17 protein-coding genes and 1 tRNA gene are annotated in these 17,689 nt (G+C 50.2%); 5 read left to right on the top strand and 13 right to left on the bottom strand.

What is annotated here, in order from left to right:
* Positions 1–30: 30 nt before the first annotated feature.
* The 10 genes from smpB to OC187_RS02255 form a co-directional block, all read right to left on the bottom strand.
* The gene (gene smpB / locus OC187_RS02300) at positions 31–480 is read right to left on the bottom strand and encodes an SsrA-binding protein SmpB (RefSeq protein WP_262997486.1); all 450 of its coding nucleotides are present in this window, start codon (positions 478–480) and stop codon (positions 31–33) included.
* 3 nt (positions 481–483) lie between these two features.
* Entirely contained in the window at positions 484–1,116 is a 633-nt protein-coding gene (ribB, locus tag OC187_RS02295; RefSeq protein WP_262997487.1) for a 3,4-dihydroxy-2-butanone-4-phosphate synthase, read from the bottom strand.
* 14 nt (positions 1,117–1,130) lie between these two features.
* Positions 1,131–1,631: a transcription elongation factor GreA gene (gene greA / locus OC187_RS02290; RefSeq protein WP_262997488.1), complete on the bottom strand. Its 501-nt coding sequence runs from the start codon at positions 1,629–1,631 to the stop codon at positions 1,131–1,133.
* A 22-nt stretch (positions 1,632–1,653) separates the two neighbouring features.
* Positions 1,654–3,171, bottom strand: coding sequence for a F0F1 ATP synthase subunit alpha (atpA, locus tag OC187_RS02285; RefSeq protein ID WP_262997592.1), 1,518 nt, complete (start codon positions 3,169–3,171; stop codon positions 1,654–1,656).
* A gap of 14 nt (positions 3,172–3,185) precedes the next feature.
* Positions 3,186–3,752: an ATP synthase F1 subunit delta gene (atpH, locus tag OC187_RS02280; RefSeq protein WP_263008551.1), complete on the bottom strand. Its 567-nt coding sequence runs from the start codon at positions 3,750–3,752 to the stop codon at positions 3,186–3,188.
* 69 nt (positions 3,753–3,821) lie between these two features.
* Positions 3,822–4,013, bottom strand: a complete 192-nt coding sequence (locus OC187_RS02275; protein ID WP_262997490.1) for a hypothetical protein — start codon at positions 4,011–4,013, stop codon at positions 3,822–3,824.
* A gap of 53 nt (positions 4,014–4,066) precedes the next feature.
* Positions 4,067–4,324 (bottom strand): DUF1467 family protein, encoded by a 258-nt coding sequence (locus OC187_RS02270; protein ID WP_262997491.1) that lies wholly within the window; start codon positions 4,322–4,324, stop codon positions 4,067–4,069.
* Positions 4,325–4,333: 9 nt separating this feature from the next.
* On the bottom strand, positions 4,334–5,569 hold the full coding sequence (locus tag OC187_RS02265; protein WP_262997492.1) for a hypothetical protein: 1,236 nt from the start codon (positions 5,567–5,569) through the stop codon (positions 4,334–4,336).
* Positions 5,566–6,318: a hypothetical protein gene (locus OC187_RS02260; protein ID WP_262997493.1), complete on the bottom strand. Its 753-nt coding sequence runs from the start codon at positions 6,316–6,318 to the stop codon at positions 5,566–5,568. Before OC187_RS02260 ends, OC187_RS02265 begins: the two co-directional genes overlap by 4 nt.
* Before the next feature lie 4 nt (positions 6,319–6,322).
* A complete protein-coding gene (locus OC187_RS02255) occupies positions 6,323–7,630 on the bottom strand; it encodes a lipoprotein-releasing ABC transporter permease subunit (protein ID WP_262997494.1) in 1,308 nt (435 codons plus the stop codon).
* Between OC187_RS02255 and holA the strand changes: the two genes are divergently transcribed.
* The gene (gene holA / locus OC187_RS02250) at positions 7,631–8,782 is read left to right on the top strand and encodes a DNA polymerase III subunit delta (protein ID WP_262997495.1); all 1,152 of its coding nucleotides are present in this window, start codon (positions 7,631–7,633) and stop codon (positions 8,780–8,782) included.
* Here the strand turns inward: holA and gshA are convergent.
* The 3 genes from gshA to guaA all read right to left on the bottom strand — a co-directional run bounded on the left by gshA (position 8,770) and on the right by guaA (position 13,134).
* Positions 8,770–9,984 (bottom strand): glutamate--cysteine ligase, encoded by a 1,215-nt coding sequence (gene gshA / locus OC187_RS02245; RefSeq protein ID WP_262997593.1) that lies wholly within the window; start codon positions 9,982–9,984, stop codon positions 8,770–8,772. The genes holA and gshA overlap by 13 nt on opposite strands.
* 270 nt (positions 9,985–10,254) lie before the next feature.
* Positions 10,255–11,508 carry a citrate synthase gene (locus tag OC187_RS02240; RefSeq protein ID WP_262997496.1) on the bottom strand — a complete coding sequence of 418 codons (1,254 nt, stop codon included), beginning with the start codon at positions 11,506–11,508 and terminating at the stop codon, positions 10,255–10,257.
* Between the two features lie 36 nt (positions 11,509–11,544).
* Positions 11,545–13,134 carry a glutamine-hydrolyzing GMP synthase gene (guaA, locus tag OC187_RS02235; RefSeq protein ID WP_262997594.1) on the bottom strand — a complete coding sequence of 530 codons (1,590 nt, stop codon included), beginning with the start codon at positions 13,132–13,134 and terminating at the stop codon, positions 11,545–11,547.
* 459 nt (positions 13,135–13,593) lie between these two features.
* On the opposite strand from guaA, the gene OC187_RS02230 reads away from it, so the two are divergent.
* The 4 genes from OC187_RS02230 (at position 13,594) to OC187_RS02215 (ending at position 16,913) form a co-directional block, all read left to right on the top strand.
* Positions 13,594–13,974 carry a hypothetical protein gene (locus OC187_RS02230; RefSeq protein WP_262997497.1) on the top strand — a complete coding sequence of 127 codons (381 nt, stop codon included), beginning with the start codon at positions 13,594–13,596 and terminating at the stop codon, positions 13,972–13,974.
* Positions 13,975–14,522: 548 nt separating this feature from the next.
* Entirely contained in the window at positions 14,523–15,803 is a 1,281-nt protein-coding gene (locus OC187_RS02225; protein WP_262997498.1) for a pyruvate dehydrogenase complex dihydrolipoamide acetyltransferase, read from the top strand.
* Between the two features lie 137 nt (positions 15,804–15,940).
* Positions 15,941–16,840, top strand: a complete 900-nt coding sequence (locus tag OC187_RS02220; protein WP_262997595.1) for a class I fructose-bisphosphate aldolase — start codon at positions 15,941–15,943, stop codon at positions 16,838–16,840.
* Between the two features lies 1 nt (position 16,841).
* A tRNA-Cys gene (locus OC187_RS02215) sits at positions 16,842–16,913 on the top strand.
* The last annotated feature ends 776 nt before the right edge of the window (positions 16,914–17,689 follow it).

The raw sequence follows: 17,689 nt of genomic DNA, 5'->3' as shown, positions 1-17,689 counted from the left end.
GGAGGCCATACTCAGCCTGAGCAGTACTGATTAAACTTCCCTACGAGCCATCCTGCTCTTCTCTCGGTTCCAGTCCCTAGTTTTGATAGCCTCGCGTTTATCGTACAGCTTCTTTCCCTTTACTACCGCGATCCTGATCTTGGCAAACCCCTTATCGTTGAAAAAAATCATGAGTGGAACCACTGTTAAGCCCGCAGTCTTGATGCTACCCATAATTTTGTGTATTTCACGTCTTCGCAGTAACAACTTCCTCATGCGCAATGGGCTGTGGTTTTTATTATGCGACATGTTGTACTCAGATATGTGTAGGTTGTGCACCCACAACTCCATATCCCTTTCTAAAACGTAGGCATCACCAATGTTGACCTTGCGCTGGCGCAAAGACTTTACCTCACTCCCAACCAGCACCATTCCAGCGTCATATTCCTGGAGGATGAGGTAGTCAAACCGCGCTCTGCGATTCTCTGCTACTACCTCCATATATCAAGAACTACCCAAGTACTCTACAAGTCCCTTTATCGTGGTAACACCAATACCATGTTCCCGAGCAAACGTAACAATCTCGGGTAGTCTGGACATTGTGCCATCAGGATTCATGAGCTCACAGATAACAGCCGCACCGGTTTTTGCCCCGGCAAGTTTTGCTATTTCCACGCTCGCTTCAGTATGTCCAGCTCGCTTTGCTACACCACCACTATCAGCCACTATAGGGAATACATGCCCAGGAGTGACTATGTCATCAGCAGTGCTGTGCTCTGCAACTGCCGTAAGTATGGTCGTCACCCGATCATAGGCGGACACGCCGGTGGTTACCCCATATCTAGCATCGATAGATGTGGTAAACGCCGCACAACTGTCCTTCGCATTCCTCCGGGGCATCAGGGTCAAACCCAACCTATCTGCATGCTGCGCAGAAAGCGCCAAGCACACAATCCCGCTGCCACACCTGATCATCATGTTCATAACTTCAACATCAACCTTGTCTGCAAGGACTACCAGATCACCTTCGTTCTCTCTCTCCTCATCATCCAAAAGCACAAAGGCTTCGCCCCGTGAAGCCGCCTCGACAACCTTATCTACAGGCACAAAAACCTCAGCGGCTTGCTCAACGCTCATACGTACCCTGGCCCCTAAACAAACTCAATTTTCATAATCTGATAGATCTTGTAGTCACCCCTAGGAGTTTTTACCTCAACACTGTCCTTCTCCTTTCTACCCAAGAGAGAAAGTACTAGCGGAGATTTAATGGAAATCATGTTTTTTGACACATCCGCTTCATACTCACCAACAATCTGGTACTTCATAATGCTTGTAGAGTCAGTCTGTTCGTCATAGACGGATACAGTCACTGTGGCACCAAACATCACGGTATCCCCGGACAACTCGGAGACATCTATAACCTCGGCCCTGGAGCGCTTAGACTCGAGCTCCATTATCTTGCTCTCAACCAACCCCTGCCTCTCACGCGCCGCATGATACTCAGCATTCTCGGAAAGGTCACCTAACTCCCTGGCATCTGATATAGATTTAATAATCTTAGGCCTTTCACTTTTCAGGGCCTCCAACTCCGCCTCCAACTTCTGGAAACCCCTTCTCGTGATAGGAAACCTGGTGGTCACATAATCACTCATACAGCACACCCATCCTCCACAGTCAAAAACTAGAAGCGAAACTCCTTATAACCTCCGAAAGCTTACTTTTTATATCATCAGCAATATCAGCTGACAAGGAAGACATAAGACTCCTGTGCTCAACACGCAGTAGATCCAGAAGGCCACTCTCAAACCTGCATATCTCGCTCACCGGAATGTGACTCACGCAGTCATCCACACCTGCAAGCACAACAGCAACCTGTTCCTCAACAGAGAGAGGCGAGTACTGACCCTGTTTTAGTAACTCCATAAATCTGCGCCCCTTTTCCAGCATAGCCTGAGAACTAGGATCAAGATCAGAGCCAAATCTAGCAAAGTCTTCCAGCTCCCTGTACTGGGCCAAGGCCAACTTCACAGAGCCCGCAACTTTCTTTACTGACTTAACCTGAGCAGCAGAACCTACACGAGACACAGACAAGCCTACGTTAATCGCTGGCCTAAATCCCTTGTGAAACAACTCAGATTCCAGAAAAATCTGCCCATCGGTTATGGAAATCACGTTGGTAGGTATATAGGCAGAAACATCACCAGATTGAGTCTCTATGACAGGCAGCGCAGTCAGAGAGCCCCCACCCAGGTCTTTAGACAACTTAGATGCCCGCTCTAGAAGACGTGAGTGTATGTAGAACACATCACCAGGATACGCCTCCCTACCCGGAGGACGCCGCAACAACAAAGACATCTGCCTGTATGCAATAGCATGCTTAGATAAGTCGTCATACACTATCAAGCAGTGCATCCCATTGTCTCGGAAAAATTCACCCATGGCACACGCAGCATAGGGCGCCAGATATTGCACCGGCACGGGGTCAGATGCACCCGCAGCTACAACCACTGTGTAGTCCATGGCCCCTGCTTCCTTAAGCTTGTGCACCACGCGCGCAACCGAAGAGTTCTTCTGCCCGATGGCGACATAGATGCAGTACATCTTATCCTTGACGTCAGACACATCATTAGTGCGCTTCTGATTTATAATAGTATCAAGCGCTATGGCAGTTTTCCCAGTCTTCCTGTCACCAATAATGAGCTCACGCTGCCCGCGGCCAATTGGGATAAGCATATCTATGGTCTTTATTCCTGTCTGCAAGGGCTCGCACACAGGCTGCCTAGCCACTACCCCAGGAGCCTTGGCCTCTACAGGAAGTCTACAGTCACCCGAAATGGCGTCGCCCCCATCCATCGGGAGTCCAAGCGGACTCACTACCCTACCAAGCACGGACAACCCGGCAGGAACAGTCATGAGCTCACCCGTACATTGCACCGAGTCCCCTTCCCGTATAGCCCGATCCTCACCAAAAACTACAACACTACACGTATCGCGCTCCAGACCCGCGACTACACCACGAACTCCGGAAGAGAAGGCCACAGACTCACCAAATTTCACTCCATCCAAGCCGTAGACCAGGGCTATGCCATCCTTAATCGAGACAACATCACCAACGCTACTGGTTTTCACCGGGGTGTCAAAGCCCTCAATCCTTTCCTTCAGAATCCTGAGCACATCACCCGAGGACACAATACCCACGCCGCACCCTACCTAAAATCGACACCACATATAACGCTCTTGCTGACCTTCTCCAGCTCGCGTAAGTGTCCGGAAAACGAAGCATCAATCACGAGGGAACCCGCCTTCGCAACAAAGCCACCAAGCACTGTAGGATCCACGCGCTTTGTAACCGTCTCCGGCTCCCCACACTCCGACCGCACGATGCCCAATATTTTCTTCTCCTCTGCAGCAGATACTGGAGCCGCTGTTGTTATCTCCAGCTTACACCTACCACGTGCACGCCTGAGCAGAGCAAAAAACTCCTCAAACACATCAGAGAGTAGGTCAAACCTACCATCTTCCACAACTACGCAAATAAGGCCAACAAGGGCTCTGCTTAGCTTACAGCTCCCAACCAAAGCCCGCAGCACCTCAATCTTACTAGCCTTTGAGGTTACAGGGTTGGAGAAGAACGCTCGTACGTCGGCATCCGCAATAAGCACATCATGCACAAGCTCGATCCCCGCGCACACGCTGTCCTCGCTACCCGCGGCCACATCCAGCAACGCACGCGCGTAACAGTACACTACGCGCCCACCCCCACGCTTGCTCATGACATCAAAACAAGAATACAGAACACCCGGGCGTATTATTGCGTACACTGTATACCCAGTCAAGTGGTTTCACCCATAATATACCCGCACCTTGATGCAATTATCCATATTTTCAGTAAAATGTACGTTGTAACAACCGCATTTTATGAAATAAACACAAAGTATGTCCTCTATAACCGGACATGCACCATTAGCCGCAGCCATTTCGGCGGTGGATCCAGCATCTAGCACCGCTATATCGCGGCAGCTTCTCAAAACCATTTTGCCGGACACACAAAATTTGAACGTGAACACAGGGAAGGGCCCACAGAGATTTAGGGCACCAAATCGTATAAAAAGCTGAAGTCTGCGTCCAGGTACCCTGCGTATTTCAAGTAGCAGTACAGACCCGCACATATCGCAGAGATAGCAGTCACAACAAGAATTTTTACTGCTAGGTAGGCCTTTTTAGGCGCGCTACTGGCACATCCTACCGGGTACTGCTTTGTATCCACCTCAACCCCCACAGGCAGCGCAACGAAAAGGGCTATCCACCAGGTAATTGTGAATACGAGAAATGCCCCAGCTATCACTTAATTATCCTACAGCCATTGTATGGAATCAAACGCACCACAATCTGGGCACTCGTGCACCCACTCAGGCGACACAGCGCAGCACTTCGCACACTTCCACCTCGCATCTGGCAAGGAGTCCTTTCTCATCTTTTCCAGCCAGTATACCACCCCATCAATATTCCCTATGCAGGCCATAATGTCCATCATCATACAATAAAGCTCGGTGCTTTTGTGCTTTGCGATCGCGCGTTTAACATACTGCTCAGCCGCATTATATCGCTTTGCCCCCATGTACCGCCTTGCAGTCAGCATCAAGCTGACGTAGTGCTCAGCATTAAAACTACTGAGTCGTTCCATGGCCAAGTCCTGATCTTTGGCAATTTCTAAATACACTGCAACAACCTCCGGATGGGGTGCAGCCCTGTAACAAGCCTCTAGCACATCTCTGGCTTTTCGCAGGTTATCCAGCTTGACGTGGATCTGCGACTTTAGGATTGCTGAATGCATGTCCGTTGTACGCTCCAGCAGTTTTAGGCTTGCCCTGTACTCGCCTCTCTTGTAGCGTGACCTGGCACACATGAGCCGGGCAATCTCACCGATTCTCTCGTGTTCGTATGGAAGAACAACACCTCGCCTTGCAGCAAGCTCCGCCTCAGAGAGTACAGCATCCCAGTTTCCCTCCATGCGGGCAATTTCCAACCTAAACATGGTAACCCAGACCGCCCGGTTAAACACATCACACAGCCTTCTGAGAACTCTAAGCCTACAGTCCCTGCTCTTTTCCCGTTGCAATGACTCTAACAACCATAACCCGAACTTTCCGTCAGGCCAGCAGTTGCTCCCCAGTAGCGACATTGGCTTCTCAGCCATCTCATACTTTCCCAACCTAAACCATGCACAGACTTCCAATATTGCGAGTGAGCGTCTATCAAGCCCCTGCAGCTTATTCACTGTGTCTATAATGCGCTCAGCATCTTCTGCCCTTCCCAAGCTCAGTAGGGCATATCCCGCACCTAGAGACTCATATTGCTTAGCAACGGATCTACATCTGAACTTATAGGAAAAAAGTGCGCACGCCAGGAATAACCGCAGCAGAGCAGCTAGTAGCAGCATTACAGCACAAACTGCAAACACTACAAACACCGCACTTGCCTCAACGGCATATCCGGCAACTTCAACCTTGAATATGAGCCCCTCATAACTCTGTATAGCAAGCCCAGCAGCCAGGGACACAACTATGCAAATCAAAAAACAGGTAATCATATGCCCTCTGGGTTACTATTAACACGCTCTATTAATCGGTCGTATATTGCAGAGAGGCTCCGTTCAATTTTCAGCATCGATTCCAGATCTTTTATCCAAGACTTCATACCAGGTATGGAGTTTAAAGAATCGTCGTTGGCAACGCTTAAACAATCCTCCCATGCACCTAAGCTTGCAAGTCGCTCCAAGCGCTCAAACTCCCTCCAAACCGTCTCGTTGTGGTTTTCTATCGATATCCACTTTGACAGATATCTTCCTATGGGGCCAGACACTGCTGTGCGCAGCCTTTTCCTTATACCAAGCAACTCCTCAACCAGATCTCTGTACCCCCTATTGGGCCTGAACTCCTCAACCACCTTGAAATTGTCACTAATTTGCTGATCGTTCAGCTCAACAAGTATAGGCTTTACCGCGTGAATTGCGTCATGAGACATCGCCCCCAAAGCAAAGGCTCTACGCAAATCGGCAATCATGAGCAGCACCTTGGCCAGACACTCCGCACGAACACAACCATCCCGATTCACTACTATGGTGCTCTTGTTGGGAATCAAGCCTTTGAGCTGCTTGGTCTCCGATGATATACCAGACAGGGTCTCACTCATGAGTGCGTGCTCGCGCACCAATCTCTCAATACTGGCTGCAGAATTCAACATTACTTCCCTGAAGTCCAAAACAAAATACGAGACCCCCCCCATCCAAAGAGATAGGATACAGAAAATTCCCATCCATCCACAATGTTCTGCTTTCATTTACTTACTCATACCTAAGAATATCAACAGGATTCTGGCACGCAGCTGAAATAGCAGGAGGCACAGCCGCCAGCAGAGACGCACTTAAAGACAACGTCACAACCTTTACAACATCCCCCAGCATCATTTCCGAGGATATCCCCTCCAGGCAATATGCCAGGGATTCAAAAAGCGTACCACCCCCGAAGGTGCTGACAAAGTTGCTTATGCTTTCCATATTCACGGAAAAGGCCATGCCTAGAAAGCACCCTAAGCTGGTGCCTAACATTCCTATGAAAGCGCCACACAAGCAGAATATGCGCATCACTGCATACTTGCTAATACCCATTGTGCGCATTATGGCTATTGCGCCCCTTTTGTCGTGCACCAGTACAGAGATTCCGGAAATTATGTTAAACGCAGCAACAACAACAATCAGTGCCAATATGAAGAACATGGCATCTCGTTCTAGCTCCAAAGCGCGGAAGTATTGCCCCTGCTGAACTTTCCAATCCTCCACCCTAAGGCCAGTTTTTTCCGCTATAGAAACCAGTGCTTCGGAAGACTTCTCAACATTCCTCAGAAACACCTCTATGTACCGCACCTTATTGCCGTACCCCAAAAGCTGCTGGGAATCCCGCAGCGGCATGTACACAAAAGCGCTATCATACTCGTACACTCCAACGTCGAATATCCCGGTAACCCTATATGTCTTCACACGTGGTACTGAGCCAAAAATCGTCGAGGAAACCTCTGGGGAGATTATAGTAATTTCATCATCGCAGTCAGCACCTATACTCTCTGCCAACCTAAAACCTAGCACAATTCCCTCTTCAAATGCATCCACATTGCCTCTTACTATGTGCCCTTGCAACTTACTGCGTATATCGTGCCTGTGCATACCCCTAATCACCGCACCCATGGTATTGCCCCTACACTTCAGCATCACCTGCCCCTCAACAACCGGCGCAGCAGAAGCCACACTAGGCATGTGGCTGATCTCGGCAATCACATTTGGGTAATCCGAGTGACGGCAGTGGACTGTGATGTGGCCGTTCATACCCAGAATACTTGAGAGAAGCTTTGCCGAAAAACCATTCATCACCGACGTTACTGATATGAGTGTAGCAACTCCAATAGCAATTCCCAAGATAGAAAGAACCGTCGCAGTGGAAAAGAGAAACCCCCACCTATTGGACCTAAGATACCTCCCGGCTAATAGCCACTCCAAACCCATAGACACCTTACCGCCCATATCGTAGGCAAACCTACAGCACGTATAGCACGCTTCCGGAGCGGTTACAATTTCTCCAGCGCATGGCTCAGCAGCCATGTGACGTTTTCAGCACACAAGGCGGCTGGACATCTGCGCCATACCGCATACACTGGAAAGCTTAGTTGTGCACAGCATCAGTTTCTAAGAACCGGTACAATAGTGAAGATCACCGCATCAAAGTTAGGAGATTTCTTCGGTAACCCCGAAGCGTACGGAAGCATGCTATTCCACGGGAATGACTGCAGCAGAGCCAGTATGTACATACAGAAAATCCTGCATCAGGTTAACCGCAACGGTGAGTTTGCTATCCACAAAATGGAGTTTCTAAAGGCCAATAAGGACCCAGAGCAGTTGCTTGTCAATTTGATGACCATCCCAATGTTCAGCAAAAAACCCTTGGTGCTTCTAACAGATGCAAAGGATGGGCTTTCCTCCGACTTAAAAGCCGCCATGGAAAGCGTGAACCCGCAACACTGTCACGTGATTGTGCAAGCTCGTGAGCTCTCAGGAGCATCTTCACTGAAAGACTATTACAACACTCACAAAAGATTTGCATCGATAGGTTGCTATAAGGAGGAAGATGCCAGTTTCATAGTGGCTGATTTTCTCTCCAGGCACAGTATATCCTATGAGCAGCGCGCATTGAGGCTATTGTGCGATACATTGCGGCACAGTAGCGCCTGCTTACAACCAGAATTAGAGAAGTTGCTATTATACCTTGGCACAAAGAAATCCCTGTCTACAGAAGACATACAAAAAAGCCTGGCCTCTGATTTGGACCCTGCACTAGACGATCTGTGTGTGGCAATCGCAGACGGAAATCTGGGTGATGTTCTGAAGTTTACGGATGCGCTATTTCAAAACAAAGTTTCCCCCATGCTGGTTATTAGATCTAGCATGAAATACTTCGTAAGGCTCGAATGCTTGTCTAGAAGGACGCATCACGGCGAAAACATTGACAACGTGATCAAAACATTGCAGCCCCCAGTGTTTTTTAGGTTGATACCAAAACTTAGGCGACATGTCGCGTCTGTTGCGTATGAAACAATACAGGTGATACTACGAAGGTTGCTCGAAGCGGAAATACAGTGCAAGATTTCTGATACAACGCAGGAAGTGGTTTTTAAATACCTGATGTGCTCACTTGCCACATTCGTGAAGCATGCCGAGAATAGGCAATACAAGCAGCGCGCCACTCATGGCAACTGATCCCCAGTATGTGAGGAACGGGCGGTAATTTCCGCTGCCTCTATAGCTGAAGCCAAGACTGCAAGTTTACCAATCACGCGCCAAACTCGTTTCTTTCCACACGCAACGTCGAGTTCCACATCTGCAAAACCGCAACCAGGAGCATTGAGATTCTCAAATTTACTTTTTGTAGAATTGTACCTACACAAATAGCACACAGGCTCCGATCCTACATAATACAGCAGGGGTTCTGCAGCATGGCCGTCAAACACCTCATCAGTCGGTATCCCCTCCTGCAGCATTACACTTTTTACGGGGTTGTTGTCCTTAATCCTACGCATTTTGTTGCGATTTCTCTTGTTCATATTGAGCACATCATCCCCGCTGTATACCTCTATCACACCCATGCCATAGGTTCCATTGTCGGCTTTAACGAAAACATGCGGAGCGCCCTCTATCCCATAAAGGCGAAATTTCTCTCCAATTTGTGATATCAAATCTTCAACCTTGTTAGCAATGTGGTCAATCCCCTTCTTGCTCACGAAATCTACATCCTGGCAGTGCATAAACAGCGCACAAACTCCCCACTCGTCAAGCCCAAATTCTTTGCAAAACTCTGCAGCCACATTCTCATATATACTGAAGTGTCTGGACTTGCGTCTATTGAACCAACCCAAGCGCGTCGGCGGTATTACACGCTGGGTCAGAGCTCCATCAAGCACGCTCGGAACTCCGCTCGTGAGATCGCTGTTGAGTATTATAAGATCTGGCACAAAGCCGGAAGTGGTGCTGACCTCTCCCCCATGATTTACCAAGGCCTTGATATCAAGGCCGGCACCCGTGGAAGATAGTACACTTGTGTCCTCAGTGATGCCGCACACGCCAACTTCAGCACGGAATCCCGAGTCGCCAAGCATGTCCCTTAGCGCAATTACGCTATCAACGTATTTCTTGTTTCTGGTGTGGCCCTCAACCACAATCAGCACCCTAGTATCCAGATACTGAGACATATACTCCGAGAGGGCGGCTGCTGCCTTTTTTCGTGCTGGTATACCAAAATTATTGTACCCCGCAGGGAAGAAGTTTACGTCAACTGGGGCTATTTTGTACCCTGAACTTCTAACGTCCACAGAGGTGCTCAAAACCGCAGGGTATTTGGTAAACCGATCGGAAAACCAGTCTTCAATAGCAGATACATGACGCCCGAGCACGTCTTCAAGCATTTTGACATACGCCAAAACAGAACCCCAGAACTGCGAAGCCGGCAGCGATTATATCTACCTTTATGTGCGTAAACCACCTAAATTTATCGTGTGCAAGCCCACCAAAACCAGGCCGAGTCGCCACAGGCGCCGAAAAGCACATGCAGGGTTCGCATCTAACCCACGGCGCACACACCTGCAACACATGGGCGCACTATCTGTTACAAGTTACGCAGAGAAGCTAGGTGTCTAATAAAAGCATGGTGCGAGCATACCGCAACCAGCAGGCTCTCACTTTGCGTTCATATTGCCAACATACAGTTGGCGCGGCCGACAGATTCTATTGCTGTCACCATGCTCAGTCACCATTTCATACCACTGAGCAGACCACCCAGTAGTCCTAGCTAGAGCAAAAAACGCAGTGAACATATTCACTGGGACTCCTATTGCCTTAAGGACAATACCGGAGTAAAAGTCAACGTTCGGATACAGGAAGCGCTTGACGAAATACTCGTCCTCCAAGGCCACTCTTTCAAGCTCAATAGCAACATCCAACAGAGGATCGCTTGTGCCGAGCTCGTGCAGTGTCTCTTTGCAAATGTCCCTTATGATAAGCGCTCTTGGATCGTAATTCTTGTAGACCCTATGGCCAAAGCCCATAAGCCTCACTCCATCCTTTTTGTCCTTCACTCTCTGAATGAACATGCCCACCCTTTCGGGGCTGCCAATTTCCTCAAGCATCCTGACGGCCGCCTCGTTAGCTCCCCCATGAGCTGGCCCCCACAAAGTTGCAGCACCTGCACTCAAGCAGGCAAATAGATTCGCCCCAGCAGAACCGGTTACTCTCACTGTAGCGGTAGAGGCGTTTTGTTCGTGGTCCGCATGCATTATGAATATCGACTCTAGCGCCCTGCATATAACGCTCTGACGCGTACTACCCAGATCACCAAACATCATTTTCACAAAGTTCTGCACGTACCCCAGATTTGGGTCCGCCTCCACAGCGGGCATACCTGAAGTGTGCCTATAGATGGCTGCAACAATCCCGGGTACTTTGGATATAGCTACTATTGCGCTCTTTAGTGGATCTATGGAATTCTCGGCGTGGTAGCAGGCGGCAAGTGTAACAAAACTCGCGATTAGTATCGCCATGGGATGCGCACTGCTGGGCAAAGATTTAATCACGTTTACCACCTGCGCGGGTACATGGCACTCATTGCCCACAGCGGAAGCAAAATCATCCAGCTCGCGCCCTTGCGGTAGGGCACCGTGCAACAGGAGATGAGCAACGCTGCAGAACCCGCCACCTGTCGTGACAAGATCTGCAATGTCATACCCTCTGTAACGCAGAATACCCTTGTCCCCATCTATAAAGGTTATCTCAGACCTGCACGCAGCAGTAGACAGGAACCCCGGATCATAAGTAAGGATTTTTGCATCCTTGTACAGACCAGTAACATCGATGGCGAGCGTCCCATCGTTGCCACGCATCACGGGTAGGCTAACCTTGCAATCTCCACACTCCAAAATCGCTTTCTCTACCATACAGTTCCCCCGACAACAAGTTTACTGGACACTCAATCACTCCCACTCAATAGTCGCAGGAGGCTTTGACGTTATGTCGTATACCACCCTATTTACTCCCTGCACCTTGCTTACTATAGCTCCGCTCACCCTCTGCAAAAACCCAAGAAATCCTGACTTTTGCTCGTCAGATTCACCAAAGGGAAAACAGTTTGCCGTCATACCATCACTCGAAGTCACCGCTCTGAGCGCGCATACATAACCATAAGTCCTACTATCACCCATAACGCCAACTGTGCGCACTGGCACCAAAACCGCAAATGCTTGCCATATATGATCATAAAACCCGTCTTCACGCATCATATCTATGTAGATGCTATCTATTTCCCTAAGTAACTCAACCCGCTCCGCGGTAACCTCCCCCATAATTCTGACTGCCAACCCAGGACCGGGGAACGGGTGCCTATCCAGTATCTCACTAGGTAAACCGAGCTCCCTTCCCAACAACCGGACTTCGTCCTTAAACAAACACCTTAACGGCTCTACCAGCGACAGCTTCATGACCTCCGGAAGCCCACCAACATTGTGATGTGATTTAATCTTAACCCCGGATTCTCCAACACCGGACTCTATCACATCAGGGTATATTGTCCCTTGCATTAGGAACTTTATGTCTCCCAAACTGCGCGCCTCTTGTTCAAAGACCTCAATAAAGGTTGAGCCGATAATTTTGCGCTTTGCTTCGGGATCCTCCACACCCGCAAGGCGCTCCATGAACACGCGACTCTTGTCCACAACGCTCACAGGCATCCCAAGCGTACTCACAAAAAAGCTGCGTACGACGTCGGCCTCACCCTTACGTAGCAAGCCAGTATCAACAAACACGCACCTTAATCTGTCTCCTATTGCCCTGTGAACCAGCACCGACGCAACGCTTGAGTCTACGCCACCACTGATAGCCGCTACCACGCGCCCGCCGTCAGTTGTGGCTCTTATAGCATCAATCTGAGTGCGTAAAAAGGACCCCACAGCCCAATCCCTGGTGCAGCCCACAGTCGTTAAGAAGTTGTTCAACATCTCTCGACCACCGGGCGTGTGCGCTACCTCCGGATGAAACTGCATGCAGTAAATCCTCCGCTCTTCGTTGGCCATATAGGCAACAGCGGACGTATCGGCACTGCGCGCCACCACACAAAAGCCTGGCGGCGCCTCACCAACTATGCTATCCGAGTGACTCATCCACACATCCACCCTACTGCCTACAGACCAAACCCCTTCTGTGATGGATGAGCGCCCCACAACATCCAGCTGCGCCTTACCAAATTCCCGAGCTTTTCCCGGCTCCACAGCAACCCCGAAATAGTGCGCGAGCACCTGCAGACCGTAACATATGCCTAATATTGGAATACCTCTCTGCATGTTCAGCTCAAGAACGTCCGATACTACTTTAGGAACTTCACGAAGCTGCTGTACCGAACCCGGCCCCCCAGAGAGGATGAACGCGCTTATTTCAACGCCACAATTGACCATGGAGGAAAAATCCGTACTAGGAGGAAACACCTCGCTGTACACACCCAGTTCTCTGATTCTTCTAGCTATAAGCTGAGTTACCTGAGATCCAAAATCTATTATGGCAACTGTAGACATCAAAAGCACCCCAAACCCTTCCGCACCGCATGATACTGGAAAAGCATGCTGTGTTATGTATACTTGACCAAGCTCCATAGTGCAAAGTTTTATTAGGTGCTAAATGAGTTGAGATAGAGCCTCAGTAGGGAACCGCAGCGTGTGTCTACATCCCAGTTGGGTTGCTTTTCTGGCATTTAAGCTTATAAAAGAATCGTAGGTGGGGCGTTGCGGGGAGACGGCACGGCTTTGTCTTTACATTCGTGTGCTGCCTATGTAATGGTTGGGTCTTGCCTAGAAGCAAGTGGCCATGGGACAGGGCTACACCCCAACATGGACGCATGTTTGTGCGGCTGTGTGCACAGGTAACTGGCGTGAGGCTTTGCACCTTGGGTGCTCGCTGTGTGCATGAAGTTATAAATTTTTTAATAAATTCTGCATATCATTCCAACCATGTAGAAAGTGTTAGAGTAGTTTAGTATGAGCTCAGAACCTCAGAATCAAGGCCGTGCTATCAGCAGCCCTAAGGGCCCGCTGCAGCAACAAAAGCGGGATGCAGGTGCCAGTAACGGCGCGAGACGAAAGGATGACTTCTCTCTGTCTAACGATGAAATCGAGCAGGTCATACGGTGCATGGAGAAAGAGTATGGCAGCGAGATGAGCGATGCTATGAGGAAGGCGATGAGAGACGAGATCTCCACTGCCGTGCCAAAGCTCACTAAGGCTCTCGTGCCGATTGTGACATCTGCCGCTCAAAACAGCGGGCCCACAGCCCAGTCTCAGGAGGAACTTGTAAGAGCCTTCATGCAGATAATGCTGCCGCACATGCGCAGGATAGTAAACGTCGCAACAAACTACTAGACAAACCGGTTATCGTGTCAAGGCCAGGACCGTTGCAGCCGCGCTGCGATCGCCCGGATCCCCCGGGGTGGCGGTGCAGCGGCAGCGGCCCCGGCCTTGACACGCAGACAGATTGGAAACACCCGCAGGGCTACACTCACTGCACACTCTTCTCGAGAGCGAGTAGGCGCCAACATAGCCAGACACACATAGTCCTCTTAACTGCCCTGCGGGCTTAACCTGAGGCCCGGCGCGAGCTGGACCTCAGGGGACACCCTTCCCCGGGGGCCCGTCCGAGCATGGATATCGGCTCTCTATTGACGGAGTAGCAGGCATTGGAAGGGGGCGTTGCCACGCCTTGGGGCACAACACAGTGATAACGTGTACGGGCATTCCCACAAATCATATTCCCCACCCGAGCCATAACAAAAGCCTAGGTACGCCTACCACGCGCAGGAACTTGTTTATCGTGCCTACAGTAATCTGTAGTTGTGCCAATTAAATTGACACCGGCATTTTGATGTTGTAAACGATGGTCCTGCCTTGAGGGTTTCTGTCCGAGTTGCAATATGCCAGTTAAAGTATTGATGCCTGCTCTGTCTCCAACAATGAAGAGCGGTATCGTTGCTAAGTGGCACAAGAAGGAAGGAGATCCAGTCAAACCTGGTGACGTTATAGCAGACATAGAGACGGACAAGGCCGTCATGGAGTTCGAATATGTAGACGAACCCGGAGTCCTACACAAGATTCTCAAGCAGGAAGGCACGCGAGATGTGCAGGTGAATCAGGTCATAGCCGTAGTTAGAGTGGGGAACGAGGATATAGGAGACGTTGAGGAGCTGTGTAAGGCCGACGGCACAACCCAAATTGGAGAACCGGCAGTAGAAGCGGCGGAGCCATCTCCAGCACCTGCAAAGACCAGCAGCACAACAGAAAAGACAGAAAACCAGCTCCAGCAACCAGAAAGAGGCGTTGCGTATCCTATCCCCGATTTTGTGGGAGAACGTAAGGTTAAAGCGACGCCATTGGCTAAGAAAATAGCTTCTCAGTTGTCAGTGGACATCACAAAGATTACCGGAACTGGGCCGTATGGCAGGGTAATTAAGGCTGATGTTTTAGACGTGGCAGCGGGTAGCAGTACAGGTGGAGTTGTCGCTGCAGGGGGTGGTGATGTCGTAGAAGTCAGCAGTATGCGCAGGATAATTGCGGAGCGTCTGCTGGAATCGAAGCAGACAGTGCCACATTTTTATCTTGCGGTAGATTGTATGGTCGGAGAGCTCTTGAAGCTTAGATCTGAAATAAACAACAACTGTGCCGACCGCGGAACTAAGGTTACTGTGAATGACTTCGTGCTCAAAGCCGCAGCACTGGCCATGCGTGAATTTCCTGAAATTAATTCCTCGTGGGAAGGTGACACGATAAGATACCATAGCAACATAAGCATATCATTTGCGGTTTCGATAGACGATGGGCTAGTCACTCCTGTCATTGAAAACGTTGATACCAAGTCTCTGTCAGAAATATCTAGCATCACAAAAAGTCTAGCTGCTAGAGCCAAGGAGAGGAAGCTGCAGCTGCATGAGCTGCAGGGAGGAGGATTTACTGTATCCAATTTGGGAATGTTTGGAATCCGTGAGTTCTATGCAATCATCAATCCCCCACAATCTTGCATCATGGCCGTAGGCCAGTCCGAAAAGAGGGCAGTTGTTGTTGGCGAGTGCGTCGTCCCTGCCGACGTTATGACAGTGACGCTCTCCGTGGACCACAGAGTAGTAGACGGCGTACTTGCAGCAAAGTTTCTTAATAGGTTCAAATTTTACTTAGAGAATCCATTGCTTGTATTGGTGTAGCAGTGCAAGCCGCTGCAGCCATTTCCTAGATTTAGTTTGAAATTGGGTGCCCTCACCATATAATGGTGAGTTGCGCAGTTCAGAGCGTCGGCACAGCGGCGGCCGTTTTTGCTCTGCGTGGGTTTTGTGGGGGCACCATGGGTCTTAGCGAGCAAGTCAGGAACATCCTTGACTATTACGACGGCGAGAGCCCTGGAGTACTAACAAACCTTGCCAGAATTTTGCTCCACGGTAAGCTTGCAAACACGGGGCGTCTCTTAATACTGCCCGTAGATCAGGGGTTTGAGCATGGCCCAGTCAGGAGCTTTGAGGCCAACCCAGATGCGTGTGACCCGTACTATCACTTCAGGCTCGCCGTCAATTGCGGATTTAGTGCGTATGCCGCACCTCTAGGAATGCTGGAGTGCGGAGCATATGCACACGCGGGCATGGTCCCCCTGATACTGAAGTTAAACTGCTCTACGGCACTTACCCCAAGTGGGCTACAGCCCAACCAGGCAGTCACAGCCTCGGTCAGGGATGCACTGAGACTTGGGTGCGTAGCCGTAGGCCTCACAATCTATCCGGGATCCGGGGCATTCCTGTCCATGGTAAGCGAAGCAAGGGAGCTTATCCGCGAGGCAAAGTCTTGTGGACTTGCGGTGGTTGTGTGGTCATATCCACGTGGCGGAGATTTATCTAAAAAAGGCGAGACCGCCATAGATATAGTATCCTACGCAGCGCACATAGCAGCGTCTATAGGGGCTAACATAATCAAGGTTAAGCTGCCCACAAATTACACAGAGCGCGACAGCATAGGGTGCGACATATCATCCCTGGCGCAGAGAGTTGCTTACGTCAAGAGATCTTGCTTCGCCGGTAGGAGAATGGTAGTATTCTCGGGCGGCAGTGCAAAAAGCGATGAGGAGCTGCTTAGGGAGGTCGAGGCCGTCAGATCCGGCGGTGGTGATGGGTCTATAATAGGGAGGAATTCCTTCCAGAGAACCGAGAAGGAGGCTGCGTCGTTGGTGCGTAGCATCGTGGAGATTTACAGCTAGTGGCTGGGTGGCAGAGTGGTTTATGCAGAGGACTGCAAATCCTTTTATACCGGTTCGATTCCGGTCCCGGCCTCGCGTCTGTAGAGTGGTTGCCAGGTCTACATTTGACCCCGTCTCACGGTAGTTCTACGCCCCCAAAAGCATAAACCCCCTATAGGCTTTCTACAGGTCAAAGTTACCTAGGTGATCAGGGCCTACAAAGCAAGGCGTGGCCAGGCTATGGAGCCACCTCTCACAAGTCGCTATTTGATCATGCAACCTGCATGGGACACCAGCATGCTACAGAACACTGCAAGTGCTGCCAGGTGTATCTGGCATGTAACCACCCCTAGCTGTTATTCACATCCAAACACTGCAACCCACAAATGACAAGCCCGCAACTATCCCAAACGGTTCAACCGCAGCAATCCCCCTAGAACTTTTGCCGATGACCGGCTTCCTCCCGGTGGGATGCCCACAGCACCTCTCCCGCAGAACCACATCATGCATACTAGTTTCCCGCCCATAGCACTCCCCGTGACGACTTACTCTGTGTTGCTGCATGGGCTAAACCCTGCATATTCCGCAATGCTGCGCACAGCACTCACCAACAGGAGCGGACCCATCTATGGTGAGCGTCACACAGTTTACGCACGCAAGACTGAGAACATAGCTTCAATCTACAGTTCCGTGCAGCGTGAACGAGGATCGCGTCACCCACGGCCAGTCTCCTGTCAGTATCCCCCAACGCACTCAGCAGCTGTACATGCATCCAAATTCTTTAAAGAGCGCACCCGCACACAGCAGAGACCCGGCTCTCTTCCACCAAGGATTTAAACGAACACACAGTGCGCCATGCACTTGTTCGTC

Source organism: Anaplasma capra, assembly GCF_025628805.1.
Classification (GTDB): Bacteria; Pseudomonadota; Alphaproteobacteria; order Rickettsiales; family Anaplasmataceae; genus Anaplasma; species Anaplasma capra.
Note: the sequence above shows the minus strand (reverse complement) of the source record. Positions and strands in the feature narration are given on the sequence as shown.

What these genes read in the sequence shown, in the direction of transcription:
- ribB (WP_262997487.1), bottom strand. Translation starts at nt 1,116, where the DNA reads ATGAGCGTTGAGCAAGCCGCTGAGGTTTTTGTGCCTGTAGATAAGGTT.
- smpB (WP_262997486.1), bottom strand. Translation starts at nt 480, where the DNA reads ATGGAGGTAGTAGCAGAGAATCGCAGAGCGCGGTTTGACTACCTCATC.
- OC187_RS02220 (WP_262997595.1), top strand. Translation starts at nt 15,941, where the DNA reads ATGGGTCTTAGCGAGCAAGTCAGGAACATCCTTGACTATTACGACGGC.
- OC187_RS02240 (WP_262997496.1), bottom strand. Translation starts at nt 11,508, where the DNA reads ATGGTAGAGAAAGCGATTTTGGAGTGTGGAGATTGCAAGGTTAGCCTA.
- OC187_RS02260 (WP_262997493.1), bottom strand. Translation starts at nt 6,318, where the DNA reads ATGAAAGCAGAACATTGTGGATGGATGGGAATTTTCTGTATCCTATCT.
- gshA (WP_262997593.1), bottom strand. Translation starts at nt 9,984, where the DNA reads ATGCTTGAAGACGTGCTCGGGCGTCATGTATCTGCTATTGAAGACTGG.
- atpH (WP_263008551.1), bottom strand. Translation starts at nt 3,752, where the DNA reads ATGAGCAAGCGTGGGGGTGGGCGCGTAGTGTACTGTTACGCGCGTGCG.
- greA (WP_262997488.1), bottom strand. Translation starts at nt 1,631, where the DNA reads ATGAGTGATTATGTGACCACCAGGTTTCCTATCACGAGAAGGGGTTTC.
- OC187_RS02255 (WP_262997494.1), bottom strand. Translation starts at nt 7,630, where the DNA reads ATGGCTGCTGAGCCATGCGCTGGAGAAATTGTAACCGCTCCGGAAGCG.
- guaA (WP_262997594.1), bottom strand. Translation starts at nt 13,134, where the DNA reads ATGTCTACAGTTGCCATAATAGATTTTGGATCTCAGGTAACTCAGCTT.
- OC187_RS02225 (WP_262997498.1), top strand. Translation starts at nt 14,523, where the DNA reads ATGCCAGTTAAAGTATTGATGCCTGCTCTGTCTCCAACAATGAAGAGC.
- OC187_RS02265 (WP_262997492.1), bottom strand. Translation starts at nt 5,569, where the DNA reads ATGATTACCTGTTTTTTGATTTGCATAGTTGTGTCCCTGGCTGCTGGG.
- OC187_RS02275 (WP_262997490.1), bottom strand. Translation starts at nt 4,013, where the DNA reads ATGGTTTTGAGAAGCTGCCGCGATATAGCGGTGCTAGATGCTGGATCC.
- OC187_RS02230 (WP_262997497.1), top strand. Translation starts at nt 13,594, where the DNA reads ATGAGCTCAGAACCTCAGAATCAAGGCCGTGCTATCAGCAGCCCTAAG.